This window comes from Levilactobacillus wangkuiensis (assembly GCF_016861605.1).
GTDB lineage: Bacteria > Bacillota > Bacilli > Lactobacillales > Lactobacillaceae > Levilactobacillus > Levilactobacillus wangkuiensis.
Genome location: NZ_BOLM01000002.1, coordinates 46138 through 63575, shown reverse-complemented (window position 1 = coordinate 63575; position 17438 = coordinate 46138). Strand labels below are relative to the sequence as shown.

The following is a 17438-nucleotide window of genomic DNA, read 5'->3' as shown; positions in this document are numbered from 1 at the left end:
AAATGGAGTGGCTGAAACATGAGAATGGTAGATATTATTGATAAGAAACGTAACGGTGGCGAATTAACTAAGGAAGAAATCCAAACCTTCGTTGATGGGGTAGTTTCCGGTGAAATTCCAGATTACCAAACCAGTGCCTTCTTGATGGCAACGTACTTCAACGACATGACCGATGCTGAACGCTCAGAGCTGACCATGGCCATGATGAAGTCTGGGGACCATTTGGACTTATCCAGCATCCCTGGCATTAAAGTCGACAAGCACTCGACCGGTGGTGTGGGTGACAAGACCAGTATTCCATTGGCCCCAATCGTTGCCGCATTGGGCATTCCCGTACCCATGATCTCTGGCCGTGGCCTGGGTCACACGGGTGGCACTTTGGATAAATTGGAAGCGATTCCAGGATACAAAGTTGAAATCAGTGAAGATGAATTTAAGAAGCAAGTGAAGGATCAAGGCTTGGCCATCGTTGGGGCTACTGGAAACATTGCCCCCGCTGACAAGAAGATCTATGCACTGCGGGACGTCACCGACACGGTTGACTCCATTCCGTTGATTGCTAGTTCCATCATGAGCAAGAAGATTGCTTCTGGGACCGACGCCTTAGTTATCGACGTTAAGACCGGTGCGGGTGCCTTCATGAAGACCTTGGACGACTCACGTGAATTGGCCAAAGCCTTAGTGGGTATCGGTAAAGGGGTCGGCATGAACTGCATGGCCATCATTTCCGATATGAATCAACCTTTGGGGAACGCCATTGGGAATGCCTTGGAAATCAAGGAATCCATCGACCTCTTAAAGGGGCAAGCACCAGCCGACATTACCGACTTAGTCTTGACGTTAGGCTCTCACATGGTTGTCATGTCTGGAAAGGCTGACGACTTGAAGACGGCCCGGGCCATGTGTGAAAAGACCATTGAAGACGGCTCCGCATTGAAGAAGTTCGGCGACATGATCGAAGCCCAAGGCGGCGACCGGAGTGTCATCGAACACCCAGAAATTATGCCACAAGCCAAATACAAGATTGACTTGCCAGCCAAGTCTGACGGGGTTGTCAGCAAGGTTGAAGCCGATGAAATGGGTATCGCCGGGATGTTACTCGGTGGTGGCCGGCAAAAGGCTGACGACAAGCTGGACTACGCGGTTGGACTCATGATGAACAAGAAGATCGGTGACGCCGTTAAGACTGGTGACACGCTCTTGACCATCTACAGTAACCGTGAAGATGTTGATGACATCAAGGACATGCTTTACAAGAACATTGAAATTAGCGATTCAGCGGAACCAATTACGCTGATTCACGAAACGGTTCGGTAGTCAGAACCGCGCTTCATCTCCTACGAGCCAGTCGGCGTTCCTTGCCGGCTGGCTCTTTTTTGTCGTTGGGGTCCGCTCCCGGCGGCGGTCTTCGCTACCGCTGCTGTGGGGAACGACTGCGGCCTGAGATGCGGTCCTCCGTCTCGCCTAGAAACCTCGCCAAGGGGCGCGAGTTTCCCAGGTCGTCCCGTGGTGTAAGGCCGAGAAAAGCACTCGGTCTAACACCACCGACACAGCTGCGTCCGCGAAACCGCCTCTGGTCGCTAACAACGGCTGAAAGAGCCGGCTGGCAAGGGGTGCCGTGGCTGGTGGAGGTTGATGTGTGGGTACTGACGTCCTTGGGCTAGTATCGGTTCTTTGCTTGAGTGATTGTGGGGAACGCGGTTTGAGCCTGAGGGGCGGTCTCAAAGCTCGCCCTATGGCCTAAGCTGAGTGAGGAACCTCAGCTAACGCCATCGACACAGCAGGTCACCTTGAATCGCCTCTGGTCGCTAACAACGGCTAAAAGAGCCGGCTGGTAAGGGTCGTCGTGGCTGGTGGGCGATGATTCAGGTACTGACGGCCGTGGTTGAATTAGTGTCGATTCTTTACGCGAATAATTGTGGAATGATTGTGGCTTTCCGTTTCACAGCTGTGTCGATGGTCTTAACTGAGTGGTTTTCTCAGTTTAGAGCATGGGACAACCTTTGAGACCGTCCCCCAGGCTCAAAGTTGAGGTGGAAGCCCGCCCCACAGGCTGGAACCGGCCCCACAGCAGGGCTCCTTGAGCCCACCGCCGGGAACGAAAGGACAACACGTATTTTCATCAGCCCGGTGGATGGGTTACTCACTAAATTTTTTTGAAAAAAGTTAGCCAATATCAGTGACACGGGCCCCTTTTTTGTTTACACTTTAGGTTAAATCAGTCATCTTAAGGTTAGGGGATGTTACCGCCATGCTGGACAACCTATTAGCAGTTATTCGCGAAGAAAACTTATCAGAACAGCTTTATCACAGTCTAGTGGGGCTAGAGATTGAAGAGCAGCGAATCGACCAGCATGGCCGGTTGAGCCGCCGCCCACACCCCAGCCAACTTGGGTCCCGGACTTTCCATCCGTATTTTCAAACGGACTTCACCGAAAGTCAGTTGGAGGTCATTACCGACCCCAACCCCAATATTGGGGGAACGTTGGACCAACTCGATACGTTACAAACGGTGGCGTACCGCTCACTGGAGGGCGACGACCGCATCTGGCCGCTGAGCATGCCACCAGTGGTAGACGACACGGATCTGCAGTTTATTGCGGACCATTTTGACCGGCCAGCGATTCGCCCATACCGGGAGTATTTGGTCAAGAAGTACGGCCTGCAGCACGGCTGTCTGACCGGCGTGCACGTCAACTACAGCTTGCCGGACCCCGTCATTCATCGGCTGTATAGTCATTACACCACCGAATTTAGTTCGCTGGTTGCCTTTAAAAATGCCTTGTACTTCCGGGTGGCCCAAAACTTTGTGCGCTACCAGTGGTTGTTGACGTACCTGTTCGGGGCCAGTCCCATCGCGGAGAAGGGCTTCTTCGAGACTGTGCCGGCGGATCTACAGGAACCCGTGCGTAGTATTCGTAACAGTCCTTACGGTTTCGTCAATTTTCCACAAGAACAGGTGACCTATGCCTCACTGACGGCGCATTTAACGCAGCTTCAGGACCGTATCGACGAGGGAACCTATTTCTCAGCCCACGAATTTTACGGGCCGGTGCGGCTCAAGGGACGGGCCAACGCGCGTGACTTCCTGACCGGGGGCATCCAATACCTGGAACTCAGAGACTTTGACAACACGCCGTTCACACCCAACGGGGTCAGTCGCCACGCCATGTACTTCCTGAAAATTTTCATGCTGTACCTGCTGACTCAACCGGAGCCGGAAAATCTAGCAGAAACGCTGACGGCCGCGCGGACCAAGAATCAGACGGTCGCGTTGGAGAATCCCCTGACGGCCACGCAGTATCAGCTGGAGGGGGAGCAGATCTTCCATGAAATGCGGGAGATGGCCCAGTCCCTACAGACGCACATTGAGCAGTGGGACATCATCGACGACCTGGAGGAAGTCCTGACGCATCCCGAGTTAACGCCGGCAGCGAAGTTGTTGACCCACGTGGAGAATGGTAGCCTGATGAAATTTGGGCAGGCCGTGGCACGAAAATGGTATCACGACCGTATCAACACGCCAGCCTTGTTGCCACAGCTTCAGCAACTCTCTGATCACGCGCAACGATTTGTGATGACCGCCTTACAAGCCGGCATCCGCTTCTACCAGGTACGGGACGAGAACGGCGCCGACCTCCTGATGTTTACCTTCGATGGCATCACCCAGGTGTTGGAGGACCGCGACACCCGCGTGCCCGATGCCGACGCCCGCTTGCGACAACTGTTCCCTGATTTACCGGCGTTACCAGCGCCCTTACATTACGAAAACTAACGAAAAATGGCTCACACAAGTTTAGCGCTTGCGTGAGCCATTTTGTTTAATTAGTGGTTTGATGGCGTTGGTGCCAGAAGTAAATTGGCAGGCCAATCAGGGTGAGGAGCAGCCCGGTGACGGCGAGGCCTGTTTCGGTGATCAGCGTGGTTGCCAGGATGAAGATCCCACCTACCAGCGCAATCAACGGAATCACGGGATAACCTGGGACCCGGTAAGGCCGGTTGAGCTCAGGTTCCGTCCGTCGTAACTTGAAGACGGCGATGAAGATGAGGCAGTTGAAGACCCACATCACGAACACCAGCATATCCGTTAAGAGATCAAAGCTTCCCATGAACATCATCACTAGGGCAATGACGAACTGCACGCTCCCCGCAAAGTAGGGCACATAAGTCCGGCGAGACAGCTGGCGGAAGTATTTAGAAAAGGGCAGGCTGTCCTCTTCGGCCATGGCGAAGGGTACTCGCATCCCCGTCAGCGTGTAGCCGTTGATGGCGCCGTAGACGGAAATCAAGATGCCAATCGTGACCAGCTTGCCGCCAAATTGGCCGAACAGTTTCATGGATGCATCGGCCGCAGCGTTTTGATTACCCGCAATCAGATCGATGGGCAACGTCTTTAAGAACACCAGGTTGACCAGCGTATAGATTAGGGTGATACCGGCTAGGCCAATGATGATGGCCCGGGGCAGGTCGCGCTCGGGATGCTTCATTTCTCCGGCGATGTTCCCAATGCTGATCCAGCCGTCATAGGCAAACATCGTCGCCAACAGGCTGGAGCTGAAGGCGCTGCCCCAGTTGAGGTGGTCACCGGTGGTAATTGGCCAGAGGTGAATCGTGGCATTGGCCGGCGCAAACAGGCCAATCCCGACGATGACGATAATAGGAATCAATTTAAAAATTAGGGCAATCGACTGAACGGACCCGCCGACCTTAGCGCCTAAAAAGTTTAAGCCAGTGATGCTCAGACCACACAGAATGGCGACCGGTAACTGCCAGGCGCTACTCAGATGAAATAGGGCGACCCATTGCGTCCCAAAAATAATCGAGAGGGCCGCGATGTTTGCCGGGTAATAGACCAATAGCTGCGCCCAACCCATTAAGAAACCCACGGGCTTGCCGTAGGCGTACTCCAGGTAACGCATGGCGCCCCCGGTGCGGGGAATTGCGGCAGCGAGTTCGGCACTCGTCAGGCCCGCGCAGATGGTCAAAATCCCACCCAAAATCCAAGCAGCCAGCGTCATGTTAGCGGAGTGGTTGGCAGCCACCACGCTAGCGGTCTTGAAGAATACCCCACCACCGATCACGGTTCCCATCACGGTTGCCAGGGCAGTAAACGTGCCGATTTCTCGACGTAGTTCTTTTGCCAAAGTCTTAGACTCCTCTCTTCTCTCAAATGACTGATTTTACCATTATAGCACTTAAATTTAGCGTTGTGTGCAGTTGAAGCAGAGATATGTGAAAGGATGTCACGACGGTGAGAAAGCGATTAGACGAGCAGGGAGGGGGTATTTAAGCAGTTATACTTTTATGGGAATATTTAAGGGATAAGTCGTTGTGATGAGCAACATGATTAGGCGGATATGTTTTGGGCTAGGGTTGAGTTTTTTGCAGTCATGTTGAAAGCAAGTGGGCCAGGCTTCAGGTGAGTGCAACACGTTACCCAGCCACAACACCGTTTGTACGGGGCTAAACACGTGTCAGCCGCAGGGATGGTGAAAATCCACCTGTTATAGTAGTGACCAGAGGTGCGCCAAGGTGCCCAGCTGTGTTGGTGGTCTTGGCTGAGGTTTTTTCTCAGCCTAGCCCACGGGACAACCTTTGAGACCGCTCCTCAGGCTTAATTTAACTGTCATATAAATCTTGTTGGGTTACATTCATATTTGAACTAGTAGAAAATAACCGAACACCAATACTATTTGTCCGGGCTAAACGCGTGTCAGCCGCAGGGATGGTGAAAATATACTCAGCAGTGGGAGTTGCCTTAGCGGTTTTACCGCTTAGGCAACTGCTATCTTTGAGACGCGGTTCTCAGCGGCTCAAAGTAAGTCTGGAGACCGTACTTTGGCTCCAGACGGCGCCCACCGCGTTCCGGTATATTTTCACCATCCCGGAGGCGAATGCTTTAGCCCAGACAAAAAGGTCCGCCACCCCAGGGGGCAGCGGACCAAGTGACGCTCGAATTAATTGTCAGAAAAATTCTAGTGGAACGCCATATTCAGCAACAGAACAATCAGGATACCCACGATGGAAATCACAGTTTCCAGCACGGTCCAAATGCTCAGCGTTTGCTTAACAGTCAAATCGAAGTATTCACGGAACATCCAGAACCCGGCATCGTTCACGTGAGAAGCAGCTAAGGAACCAGCACCAATGGCCAGAACCATGAGGGCAGGGTCAACACCGGATTGGGCCATCAATGGGGCAACGATACCAGCGGCGGTCAAAGCAGAAACCGTCGCGGAACCTAAAGCCACACGGAGGACAACGGCGACTAACCAACCTAAGATCAGTGGGGACATGTTAGAGTCGATGAAGAGTTTGGCAACTTCTTTACCAACACCACCGTCGATGAGGACTTGCTTGAAGGCCCCACCACCACCGATAACTAACAGCAGCATAGCGATGGACTTAACAGCGTTTTCCAAGGTTGCCATGATGTCTGAGGTCTTACGTTTCCGACCCCAGCCCATGGTGAACATTGCAACCATCAGAGAAATTAACATCGCGATGGCTGGGTCACCAATCAAGGCAACGATTTGGTCCAACATGGAGGCGTTCTTGGTGGGGGTTGCCCCACCATCGACCGTCATCTTGTAGATGGTCGTGATGGCCATCAGGATAACTGGGAAGAGGGAAGTCAGAACGGACAGACCAAAGCTAGGTGCTTCGGAAGGTTTGAAGGTCTTAACTTCACCCAAGGAAGACAAGTTCCCTTTACGAGCAAAGGCTTCTGGTGCAAATTTCTGAGCTAACTTGGTGAACATTGGCCCGGCAATAACGGCTGCAGGAATCGCAACAACTAAACCGAACAGGAGGACCTTACCATCATTGGCACCCAAGACTTGCGCAATGGCAACTGGTGCTGGGTGAGGAGGTAAGAACCCGTGGGTAACGGACAAAGCGGCTGCCATGGAAATCCCTAAGTAAAGGATTGGCACATCAGCTTCAACGGCAATGGCAAAGACGATAGGAATTAACAGAACCATCCCAACTTCGAAGAATAGCGCGATACCTAAAATAAATGAAGCAAGCATAATAGCTAATTGGAGGCGCTTCTTACCGAATTTGTCAATCAGTGTCGTGGCAATCACGTAAGCCCCACCGGCGTCGGCAACTAACCGACCCAGCATGGCCCCGAAACCAAAGACCAAGGAGAGTTCGCCAAGTTGGCTCCCAATCCCGGATTCAATCGTCGTGGCGATTGTCGTGAGGTTCATGCCTAACAGAATGGCTGTTAAGACAGAAGTTAAAATCAGGGAAACAAAGGTGTTGATCTTGAAACGAATAATGAGGACCAATAAGAAGATGACCCCGATAAGCAAAGCTAGTAGTTCCATAGGAAGTAAGCCCTTTCATTGATTGAATTTTGAAAAGCCAACGCATGATCCGTTGGCTTTTCAATGTAAGTACACACATTGTACGTTATAAAACCCAATTTGTATACCATAAAGTTTCAAAAATTTAAATTTCGTTGGCTAGTTTTCTGAAAAGACTAGACCAATTACTTTTTCTTGGTGTCTTGTTGGTGAACGTGAGTCCGTTGGTACTCAGCGATATTCTTGTATTCTGATTGTAATTGCCGACTAAGGCGAATGTAAATCGGAACCAAGGCCCGGTAAGCGTCATACGTTTCTGGGTTAGGGTGGTGCACGTTAGAAACACCGATGAAGTTCTTCACAGCGGAGAGGTCATCGATCATTCCTAAGGCATACATCCCAAGCGTTGCGGCACCCAGGGCAGTCCCTTCAGGACTTTCTGGGATGGTAACGTCTTGTTCAAAAATATCAGCGAGCATTTGCCGCCAGAGAGCTGAACGGGCGAAACCACCAGTAGCTTGAATGCTAGATGGCTTGCCAACAACTTCTTCGAGGGCCAACATCACGGTGTACAGGTTGTAGACAATCCCTTCGAGGGCTGCCCGAACCATGTGAGCCCGTGAGTGGGTCCGTGTTAAACCGAAGAAGGAGCCACGTGCGTTAGCGTCCCAGATAGGGGCCCGTTCGCCACCCAAGAATGGATGGAAAATCAGACCATCGGAACCAGCAGGGACCTTCGATGCGATTTCAGTTAAGAGATCGTAGGAGTCAACGTGCATTTGTTCAGCGGTCAACTTTTCTGGAGCAAAGAGTTGGTCACGGACCCAACGGAAGACAATCCCCCCGTTGTTGACTGGTCCACCGACAACCCAGTGATCCTTAGAAAGGTAGTAGCAGAAGACCCGGCCCTTAGGGTCAATCTTCGGCTTATCAGTGACGACCCGAACGGCACCGGACGTCCCGATGGTAACAGCCACAACACCAGGCTTGATGGCGTTAACGCCTAAGTTGGCGAGGGGACCATCGGAAGCACCCATGATAAAGGGAGTTTGTGGGTCCATACCAATAACACCAGCGTAATCAGCTTTCATGCCAGTGATTTGGTCAGTTGTGTCGACCAATTTAGGTAATTGGTCACGGGTAATCCCAGCAACTTCCAAGGCTTGGTCGTCCCAGTCCATCTTAAAGATGTTAAAGAGACCAGTGGCATTGGCAATAGAGTAGTCTTCTTGGAGCACGCCGAATAACTTGTATAAGACGTATTCCTTGATACCGACGAACCAACGGGCTTGGTTAAACAAGTCCGGTTGGTCATTGCGCAACCAAATTAATTTACTGAGCGGTGTCATAGGGTGAATTGGCGTCCCGGTCTTTTCGTAAAGTTGCTTACCCACACCGTTTTCGCGTAATTCATCTGCATACTTAACTGCCCGGTTATCAGCCCAGGTAATTGCCCGAGTCAGCGGCTTGTGGTCTTCATCTAAGAGAATCAGACTGTGCATAGCAGCGGAGAAGGAGACACCTTGTAACTTGCCATCCTTCAAATCTGCCTTCCGCATAACAGTGGTTAACCCATCGATCATCGCAGAGAAGATCTCATCTGGATCTTCTTCAGCCATATCGGGCACATCTTGATAGAGGGGATACAGGTTGTTTGAATAACCTTGCATCTTACCCGCAGTATCATATAATACGGTCTTGACACTGGTCGTACCAATATCGACCCCAATCATGTAGTCCATAGAGCTCTTCCTTTCGTGTCGCTAATTAAAAATTATTTGCCAGCCTTGTCCATGGCGTGGCCACCAAAACCGTTACGTAAAGCTGAAACAACTTTACCAGTGAAGGTGTCATCTTGCATAGAACGGTAACGCATCATTAATGACAAAGCGATAACTGGCGTAGGTACATGGCTGTCCAAACCTTCTTGAACAGTCCATTGGCCTTCACCAGAAGCATGCATGCGGCCGGCGATATTCTTAAGTTCAGGATCCTTGGCGAATTGTTCTTCAGCCAATTCCATGAGCCAGCCCCGGATAACAGAACCATGGCTCCAAACCTTAGCAACGGCTTCGTTGTCGTAGTCGAACTTGGAAGCTTCGAGAACTTCGAAACCTTCAGCGATGGCTTGCATTTGGCCGTATTCGATACCATTGTGGACCATCTTCAAGTAGTGACCTGAAGCAGCTGGACCGGTGTAAAGGTAACCGTCTTTTTCAGCAATGTCGTCGTATAATGGACGGATCGTTTCGAAAGCAGCCTTGTTGTCCCCACCAATCATGAAGTTACCGTGTGAACGTGCACCTTCCATACCACCTGAAGTCCCACAGTCAAAGAAGTCAATGCCTTTGGCCTTCAAGATTTCATTGTGACGAAGAGAATCCTTGTAGTAAGAGTTCCCACCATCAATCAAGATGTCGCCCTTGCTGAGCAACGTGCTTAATGATTCAATCGTGGAGTCAGTTGGCTTGCCGGCTGGAACCATAACCCAAACAATCTTAGGTGAAGGTAACTTGGAAACCATGTCTTCTAAGCTGTCGGCGCCTTCAGCACCTGCAGCAACTGCCTTGTCGACAAAATCCTTGTTTAAATCAAAACCAACGATTTCGTGGTTGTGATCCATAGCGTTTTCTGCGAGGCTAAGACCCATTTTACCTAAACCAATTAATCCGAGTTTCATGAAATAATCTCCTTTGCATGATGCGAAATTTTTCTGACAACGCTATTATATGTAAAAAAGTTTCACATTTCAAGGCTTTTGATGTAAAATGTTTACAAAAAGTGAAATAAGTTATCGCCGCGCGGCAGATTTTAAAATGGTAATCGCTTTACACCGCGGGATTTCGGCGATTTACGACAGTGAAACTTTTTTACCAAAAAATTTTGTGATTCGCAAAATTGGCTAAAAAGTTCAACGTCGCTGTCAGCATACCGGGGTAAGACACAGATTGGCAACCGGCAGGGGATGGGGATTCCTGGTTGGGTGACTGACCTTACTTGTCGATGTGATTCAATCGTCCGGGTGCTGGATACCTAAGTGGGTAACCGGCTTATAGATTAGACCGTCTATTGATAGATAAAACAAGTTTTAAAATAAGGGTATCGAAGAAAGGGGTCGGCGATCATCGCGCGCTCAACCATTGGTAAGATTCGGGGAATGTACGATCAACTATCTCCAACGGAAAAGAAGGTGGCGACACTGGCACTGGACAACGCCAGCGTTGTGAGTGAAATGACCATCAAGGAGTTGGCCAGCGCCACCGGGGTTTCCACGGCCACCATTTCACGATTTGTGAAACGCATGGACTACGCGAACTACCGGGAGTTCACCATGGCCTTGGCTCATTTGGCCATTGAAGACACGCCCCAAATCAGTTCCTTTCCAGAACTGGGCGAGGGGGATTCCCTGTCGACCATTGCGAATAAAACCTTCCACTACACGATTCACTCATTAGAAGCCACGAACGAGGCGCTGAGTGAACACGAGCTGGCCCGGGCGGTGCTCAAATTGATTCACGCCAAGTCGGTCACGTTCTTCGGCCTCGGCGGGTCCTCAATCGCCGCATTAGATGGTTTTCACAAATTTTTGCGGACCTCACTGAACGTGGCGTACTATCCGGACTATGATATTCAGTTGATGCAGGCCGCTAAGTTGGGGAAGGATGACGTGGCCATTATCATCTCCCACTCTGGTCGGAATCATGAGACGTTGAAAATCGCGGAAGAGCTAGAGCGCAATGACGTCACGATGATTGCCATCACCAGTTATAGTGGGTCACCATTGGCCCAGGCCGCGGACGTTTCCTTCCTATCACTAACGGATGAAGTGAACTACCGGTCGGAGGGCATGTACTCGTTACTTTCCCAGCTGGCGATTCTTGACAGCCTGTTTATGATGACCGTGTTGCGAATCTCTTCACGAACCGATCAAACGTTGACCAAGGTCCGCGATGTCATCGAACAGACCCGGCATGAAGATTAATTAGCTAAATGCAGAGGGGCCGGGATCATTTTCCCGGCTCCTTTGACGTCCACGCAGTCAACTGGGTTAAGGGGAACCGGCGCCTCCGGGAGAGTGAGAATGGGACCGGAACGCTGTGGGCGAACGCCCGGAGCCAAAGAGCGGTCTCCGGGCTTACTTTGAGCCACCCAGGTGTCTCAAAGATATCAATGTTCTAACCGGCAAAAAGCGCCGCTAAGAACATTCCCACGGCTAAGCCCATTCTCACTCTCCCTGCGGCTCACATCCCGTTAACCCAGTGACGACCGGTAAGGCGCCAACAACGACCAAATTAAAACCAGGGACAATCGCGCCGCGGGTTAGGTTCTGGCGGCCGGCATGGTATAATAAAAGATAAATTTAGTGGCTACTAGCGCCAAGCAGATGGTGCGACGGCTAAAGGAGAAACGGTGACTGACGGTGAAACGAACTGAGTACAAGCCAATTTATGAAAATACGTACCGCCGTCGGCATCATCGGCGTTGGTGGTGGAGCCTCGGCCTCCTGCTGGTGGTGGTCATCGCTGTTGTGGGCTGGAGTCAGTGGCAGGCCCACCAGAAGCGGCAGTTGGAGAACTACCCAGTACGGGGGATGACGATTAACCAGGACAGTGGCTACCTGGACTTCCAACAACTCGCCAAGCATACTGACTTCGTTTACCTGCAGGCGACGTCTGGGGCGACCTATACCGATGACGATTTCAGCGATAACTATTCGCGGTCCCAGGGGGCAGACCTCAAGGTGGGGGTTGCGCATACATTCAGCTTTACCAGCTCGGCTGCGCGACAGTACCGCCACTTCCACGAAACGGTCGGTCAGGATACCGGGACCTTACCAATTATGGTGGCGGTCAGTTATTACGGTAAATATAATAGTAGTAATACGGATATGGCGGCACAGGGTCAGAAGCTCAAAACGCTGGTCAGTCGCCTGAAATGGTACCATCAGGGGGTCATTATTTTCGCTAACAAACAGGTGTTGACCCAATTCGTTCGGCCAGTCTTACCCAGTGAGGATTATTGGATTGCTGGGGGCAAGCTGGCGGGGCACGATTCGCAGGTCAAATTGATCGAATATGATGCGGATGGCAGTGTGACCCAGAATGGCCAGGATCAGCCCGTGGCTCGGTCCGTGTTCAATGGGAACCGGCGGGTGTGGGCGAAGTATGCACCATAAATTTAGGCAAATTAAAAGGACCTGGGGTCAAGTATCCCAGGTCCTTAGTTATGATTAGGCGTCATCTTTGGTTGGCGAAATAGGTTTCATCGTGTAAGTACAATCATCAGCTTCATCGAAAAACGAAATTGGTTGGCGTTCGTTGGCGTGAATGGTTAAGTGATAACCGAATTTATCCTGGAACGTCAATTGCTGTTCATTGAGGTCCTGAACCCGGACTTGAAGCTGGTGATCATCAATCTGCACGTCAAGATTAGGACTAATTTCGAGCCGGTGGCGACGCTGGTTGTGGGGGTCAATAAACTGCCACGTGCCAACGTAAAAGAGTGGCGATGTGCTTGGTTGTGGGTCTTTCTTCTTGCGCAACGAAAAGCCGCCAGTCAATCCGGCAACCAGTGAAATTCCAAATAAGGCAATGTCTCGACCTTTCACCGGTAATCCCTCCCTTGAATTTAAGTTTCTTTCTACAATATAACATTTTTGACCGGGAAACCTGTACTATTTCCCTCAGATTTTAGAAAATTAATCCGAAAGCTATCGCCGGAACACAGGGACTGTTAAAATGGGATTAGCGCTTAGCTGGGCAGAGCAAATACCAGCGTCACGCTCAGTAATCACCGAGTGTTGGTCACGGGTTTTCACGCACTGGCATGGTAAACTTGAAGGTAAGCGTGTTTTGTGGTGATTGGACAGATGTCATCATGACTATCGATTGAGAATCGCCTGATGTCATTTGAAAGAAATGTTCGGAATGAGGTTTGTTCTCGAATTGTGGTCAGCTACAACCAAAGTGAACAAATAGTTGGCACGACATCCGTGTTTCAATTACAGAAATGGTATAGTCAGTCATCAGTGTCAGTGACCAGAGGCGGGCCAAACCGGCCAGCTGTGTCGATGGTCTTAGCTGAGTGATTTTCTCAGGTTAGACCATGGGCCGACCTTTGAGACCGTTTCTCAGGCTCAAAGTCGAGGTGGAAGCCCGCTCCATAGGCTGGAACCGGGCCCCATAGCGGGTCGGTTTGAGCCCGCCGCCGGGAACGGCAATTAATCACAATTTAACAAAAATCAAAAACAATTCAAACAATTTTGGAGGGATTCGCATGATTCGTATGGGGACGGTAGGGACCAATTGGATTACGCAACAATTCGTAGAGGCGTTGGCGCTGAGCGGCCGGTATGAACTGGCTGGGATTTACTCTCGGCACCAGGACACCGCCGATGCGTTCGCAGCCAAGAACCAGGCGCAGACCAGTTACACGGATTACGAGGAGATGCTGACGCAGGCCGATTTGGACGCCGTCTACATTGCCTCACCTAACAGCCTGCACTTTGACCAGGCCATGGCCGCGATTGCCCATGATATTTCCATCGTGGTGGAGAAGCCGGCCTTCAGTAATCGTCAGGAAATGGTGGCGATTCAGGCGGCTTTGGCCCAACATCCAGATGTGAAATTCTTTGAGGCGGCCCGGCACGTGCACACCCCTAATTTCCACGCGTTGTCGAAGGCTTTACTGGGCTTGCCGACGATTCAAGGGGCCGCGCTGACTTACATGAAATACTCGTCACGTTACGACCTGGTGTTGGATGGTGACGTACCCAACGTGTTCAGCCGCCAATTTTCTGCCGGGGCGCTGCAGGACTTGGGGGTTTATCCCATTTATCTTGCCGTGGCACTCTTCGGTCAGCCGGAGCATGTCCAATATTACCCAACGTTGATTGCGACCGGGGCCGATGGCAAGGGGCTGGCAGTCCTGCGCTATGTCGGCTTTGACATCACCGTTTCGTTTGGGAAGACCAGCAATTCCTACGCGCCATCCGAAATTTATGGTTTGAAAGAAACAGTTTCACTGGACAGTGCGGGTGAGCTGACGCACGTGTCCGAACGCGATGCAGCGGGGAACGTCACGGACCTCAGCCAACCAGCCTTGGCCAATCCCATGCTGCCAGAAGTGACTGATTTTGCCCGGGTGCTCGATGCCCCAACTGATTCCCAGAACCAAGCGGATTATCGTCGCTGGTTACAGTGGAGCACGACCGTGAACCAGGTGCTTTACAGCTTACGGGTCAGCGCCAACCTGCGTTTCCCAGCTGATGAGAACGACTAGAAAGGAAACAGCATGTTAAAACAATTTGAACAACATTTTAAAGATTTAGGTTACGAGGCGCCAACCGCGATTCAAACGGCCGTTTATGACAAAATGGTCGGGGACCAAAACGTCCTGGGACTAGCACCCACGGGGTCCGGTAAGACGGTCGCCTTCACGCTGCCCGCACTGGCGAACCTGTTGCCAGGGGATGGGATTCAACTGATTGTTCTGGAACCCTCCCAAGAGTTGGCCATTCAGACCAGCCGGGTCATGCGTGACTGGGCCAAGTTACTCGACTTAAAGGTCGCCGCCTTAACCGGTGGGGCCAACGTCAAACGCCAAACGGAGCGCTTGAAGAAGCGGCCAGAAATTATCGTCGGCACCCCAGGTCGGGTCTTGAACCTGGTCAATGACCGTAAGCTCAAGCTGCATTTGATTTCTCTGATGATCGTCGATGAAGCCGATGACCTGTTAACAGGGGACACGTTAGACACTGTCCGTGAAATTGCCCAGTCGATGCCGGCTGATGTGCAGTTAGGCTTCTTCTCCGCTACCGACACGCCAATTTTACATGAGCTGGACAAGTGGTTCGGCCAAGCCGTTGAACGGGTGGACGTCCGGGACCAAGACAACACGCAGGGGGAAGTTCGCCACGGGTTGTTACAGGTCGGCATGAACAAGCGTGACCAAATGCTGAAGCGGCTGCTGGCCATCCCGAATTTCCGGGCACTGGTTTTCTTCAAGCAGTCCAGTACGCTCCGCAAGACGGCAACGCGTTTCTACCATGACCACGTTTCCGCAGCGGGGTTGACCAGTGATCTGCGACAGGTCCAACGGGAAAAGGCCTTACAGGATTTCCGTCAGGGACGGATTCGGTTGTTATTGACGACGGACGTTGCGGCCCGGGGATTAGACATTCCCAAGCTGCCAGCCGTGATCAATTACGATTTGCCAGATAAGGTCAACGAATACGTGCACCGGGTCGGTCGGACCGGCCGAATGGGCGAACCGGGTCAGGTGATCAGTTTAGGGGACGACCACGATTTACGTGATTTGAAACGCCTGCTGAAGGAGACCGACTACGAGTTGGTTCCACTCTACTTTAACGGACGAGCCTTAGGGACGGAACGGCCAACCGCTGCCGCCGTACAGGCCAACGAAACGGCCAAGGCCGAACGTCAAGCCACGGCAAAACCAACCGCTACGGCCAAAGCCAAGGACGGTACTAAGGTCAGCGCCAAGGTAAAAACCAGTGGCGGTGCGAAGCCAACGGTCAAGGCGGAGACGCCTAACCCTAGCAAGAAAAAGAAGCACAAGAACCGGCACACCAAGAATAAAGGGATGCGCAAGAAGTGGCGTGACCACGACGAAGCGAAGTAACGCTTTACAATTACAAAGATCCGTGTGAAAATTAATAACGGATCTTTTAATATGGCCCTATAGCACAACTGGATAGGGCACTCGCCTCCTAAGCGAATGATCCCGGTTCGAGTCCGGGTGGGGCCATCAAAAATGAATCAATCGAGAGCGTTCCGGAAACCAATCCGGCGCGCTTTTTGTTTACAGTGAGGGATATGCTAAACTAAAAGAGGGATTAAGCGTGGGTCAAGCTATGGGGATGCTGGATGCTCACACAAACCTGGAGGAGGGGTCACATGTTCAAGCGAGCCATGAAAGAGGCCTGGGGGTTCATTGCACTGGGCGTCGTCTTAGATTTGATATTCGCACCACTGAGCTTCTTGCTACACCACCATTCAGGCATCAGAATCTGGGAGCTCGTCGAAGATTGGTGGCAGACGGGCCATTCGCTGTCGACTCTAGGCATCATGGTCGTCACGGCACTGATCGCGTGGAGTCTGTTGGTTGCAATTATCTATTTCTTCTTGCGGTTAAACAATTGGTTGCGAAAGCGGGATCGGGTTAAGTAACTGAGAAAAAATGAAAAATTAGTTTTGAGTGGGTACTACTGACTGGTGGTGCCCATTTTTTATAGTTATGGATGATATAACGGGGAGGGGGGAACACAGCTGGTGAAAATGGTTGAACCAACGTGAGTGACCAGAGGCGGATCAAGGTGACCAGCTGTGTCGCTGGTGTTGGTCGGGGTTCCTTCCCGGCCTACAGCAGGGGACGACCTTGGAAACTCGCGATACTCAGCGAGGTTTCAAGGCGAGGCTCCAGACCGCTTCTCAGGCTGGAGCCGTTCCCCACAGCAGGGCACCTTGAATCTGCCGTCGGGAACGGTAAGTTTAGTCCACCTATTTTCACTAACCTAAGGGCTCCCCAATGGAACCGTTTTCCGCTATAATGGACGTAGCTAAGAAAAGTGAGGAGGAGTTTTCAATGGACACTACCGGATCAATGGACCCAAAGAAGTTTACCCGAATTTTAGTTGGGGTGGATGACTCACCGGACGCGCAACTGGCCTTTCGTTACGCGATGAACCGGGCGAAGTTTGACGACGCTGAGTTAGTGATTTGTTCCGTACTGGAATCTGACAACATGAATATCTACCAAGCTCTCAGCAAGGATTACGTGCATGGTCAACGCAGTGATTTACAAGCGCATTTACAGGAATATGAAAAATTAGCGCGGCGGTTTGGCATCACCAAGGTGAAAATTATCATCGGTGAGGGGGACCCCGGAGAAACGATTGTGAAAAAGATTATCCCCGAGGTTGAACCAGACCTGCTAGTTGTGGGGTCACTTTCACAATCTGGCGTGCGGAAATACTTTGGGAGTCAAGCGGCCTACATGGCAAAATATTCTCCAGTTTCCGTAATGATTGTCAGATAGCGTTTTCATGACTGTTTTCACAAGCAAACTGTAAATAATATTCAGTTACCCCCTTGCAACTTGAAA

Annotated in this window: 13 protein-coding genes and 1 tRNA gene; 9 read left to right on the top strand and 5 right to left on the bottom strand. The window is 51.3% G+C overall.

Annotated elements, in window-relative coordinates:
- Positions 1-18: 18 nt before the first annotated feature.
- Positions 19-1317 (top strand): pyrimidine-nucleoside phosphorylase, encoded by a 1299-nt coding sequence (locus JUF13_RS01455; protein ID WP_203637416.1) that lies wholly within the window; start codon positions 19-21, stop codon positions 1315-1317.
- 934 nt (positions 1318-2251) lie between these two features.
- Positions 2252-3775 (top strand): gamma-glutamylcysteine synthetase, encoded by a 1524-nt coding sequence (locus JUF13_RS01450; protein ID WP_203637415.1) that lies wholly within the window; start codon positions 2252-2254, stop codon positions 3773-3775.
- 46 nt (positions 3776-3821) lie between these two features.
- On the opposite strand, the gene JUF13_RS01445 is transcribed toward JUF13_RS01450, so the two are convergent.
- From JUF13_RS01445 to gnd, 4 genes are all read right to left on the bottom strand, one after another.
- Entirely contained in the window at positions 3822-5144 is a 1323-nt protein-coding gene (locus JUF13_RS01445; protein ID WP_203637414.1) for an APC family permease, read from the bottom strand.
- A gap of 831 nt (positions 5145-5975) precedes the next feature.
- Complete coding sequence (locus JUF13_RS01440; protein ID WP_125765102.1) at positions 5976-7334, bottom strand: gluconate:H+ symporter; 1359 nt, start codon at positions 7332-7334, stop codon at positions 5976-5978.
- A gap of 164 nt (positions 7335-7498) precedes the next feature.
- Positions 7499-9055 carry a gluconokinase gene (gene gntK, locus JUF13_RS01435; RefSeq protein ID WP_125765101.1) on the bottom strand — a complete coding sequence of 519 codons (1557 nt, stop codon included), beginning with the start codon at positions 9053-9055 and terminating at the stop codon, positions 7499-7501.
- Positions 9056-9087: 32 nt separating this feature from the next.
- Positions 9088-9993, bottom strand: a complete 906-nt coding sequence (gnd, locus tag JUF13_RS01430) for a phosphogluconate dehydrogenase (NAD(+)-dependent, decarboxylating) (protein ID WP_125765100.1) — start codon at positions 9991-9993, stop codon at positions 9088-9090.
- A gap of 477 nt (positions 9994-10470) precedes the next feature.
- On the opposite strand from gnd, the gene JUF13_RS01425 reads away from it, so the two are divergent.
- Together JUF13_RS01425 and JUF13_RS01420 are read left to right on the top strand one after the other, a co-directional pair.
- Positions 10471-11295 carry a MurR/RpiR family transcriptional regulator gene (locus JUF13_RS01425; RefSeq protein ID WP_203637413.1) on the top strand — a complete coding sequence of 275 codons (825 nt, stop codon included), beginning with the start codon at positions 10471-10473 and terminating at the stop codon, positions 11293-11295.
- A gap of 438 nt (positions 11296-11733) precedes the next feature.
- Positions 11734-12489, top strand: coding sequence for a GH25 family lysozyme (locus tag JUF13_RS01420; protein WP_203637412.1), 756 nt, complete (start codon positions 11734-11736; stop codon positions 12487-12489).
- Positions 12490-12543: 54 nt separating this feature from the next.
- Here the strand turns inward: JUF13_RS01420 and JUF13_RS01415 are convergent, their stop codons facing one another.
- The gene (locus tag JUF13_RS01415) at positions 12544-12921 is read right to left on the bottom strand and encodes a DUF4828 domain-containing protein (RefSeq protein ID WP_203637411.1); all 378 of its coding nucleotides are present in this window, start codon (positions 12919-12921) and stop codon (positions 12544-12546) included.
- Between the two features lie 668 nt (positions 12922-13589).
- On the opposite strand from JUF13_RS01415, the gene JUF13_RS01410 reads away from it, so the two are divergent.
- From JUF13_RS01410 to JUF13_RS01390, 5 genes are all read left to right on the top strand, one after another.
- Positions 13590-14594, top strand: coding sequence for a Gfo/Idh/MocA family protein (locus tag JUF13_RS01410; protein ID WP_203637410.1), 1005 nt, complete (start codon positions 13590-13592; stop codon positions 14592-14594).
- 12 nt (positions 14595-14606) lie between these two features.
- Positions 14607-15956 carry a DEAD/DEAH box helicase gene (locus JUF13_RS01405; protein WP_203637409.1) on the top strand — a complete coding sequence of 450 codons (1350 nt, stop codon included), beginning with the start codon at positions 14607-14609 and terminating at the stop codon, positions 15954-15956.
- Positions 15957-16009: 53 nt separating this feature from the next.
- Positions 16010-16082 (top strand) — tRNA-Arg (locus JUF13_RS01400).
- Positions 16083-16231: 149 nt separating this feature from the next.
- The gene (locus JUF13_RS01395; RefSeq protein WP_125765094.1) at positions 16232-16504 is read left to right on the top strand and encodes a hypothetical protein; all 273 of its coding nucleotides are present in this window, start codon (positions 16232-16234) and stop codon (positions 16502-16504) included.
- A 415-nt stretch (positions 16505-16919) separates the two neighbouring features.
- Positions 16920-17372, top strand: a complete 453-nt coding sequence (locus tag JUF13_RS01390) for a universal stress protein (RefSeq protein ID WP_125765093.1) — start codon at positions 16920-16922, stop codon at positions 17370-17372.
- The last annotated feature ends 66 nt before the right edge of the window (positions 17373-17438 follow it).

Coding starts and splice junctions, on each gene's coding strand:
- JUF13_RS01410 (WP_203637410.1), top strand. CDS start 13,590: ATGATTCGTATGGGGACGGTAGGGACCAATTGGATTACGCAACAATTC.
- JUF13_RS01425 (WP_203637413.1), top strand. CDS start 10,471: ATGTACGATCAACTATCTCCAACGGAAAAGAAGGTGGCGACACTGGCA.
- JUF13_RS01395 (WP_125765094.1), top strand. CDS start 16,232: ATGTTCAAGCGAGCCATGAAAGAGGCCTGGGGGTTCATTGCACTGGGC.
- JUF13_RS01455 (WP_203637416.1), top strand. CDS start 19: ATGAGAATGGTAGATATTATTGATAAGAAACGTAACGGTGGCGAATTA.
- gntK (WP_125765101.1), bottom strand. CDS start 9,055: ATGGACTACATGATTGGGGTCGATATTGGTACGACCAGTGTCAAGACC.
- gnd (WP_125765100.1), bottom strand. CDS start 9,993: ATGAAACTCGGATTAATTGGTTTAGGTAAAATGGGTCTTAGCCTCGCA.
- JUF13_RS01390 (WP_125765093.1), top strand. CDS start 16,920: ATGGACACTACCGGATCAATGGACCCAAAGAAGTTTACCCGAATTTTA.
- JUF13_RS01405 (WP_203637409.1), top strand. CDS start 14,607: ATGTTAAAACAATTTGAACAACATTTTAAAGATTTAGGTTACGAGGCG.
- JUF13_RS01440 (WP_125765102.1), bottom strand. CDS start 7,334: ATGGAACTACTAGCTTTGCTTATCGGGGTCATCTTCTTATTGGTCCTC.
- JUF13_RS01450 (WP_203637415.1), top strand. CDS start 2,252: ATGCTGGACAACCTATTAGCAGTTATTCGCGAAGAAAACTTATCAGAA.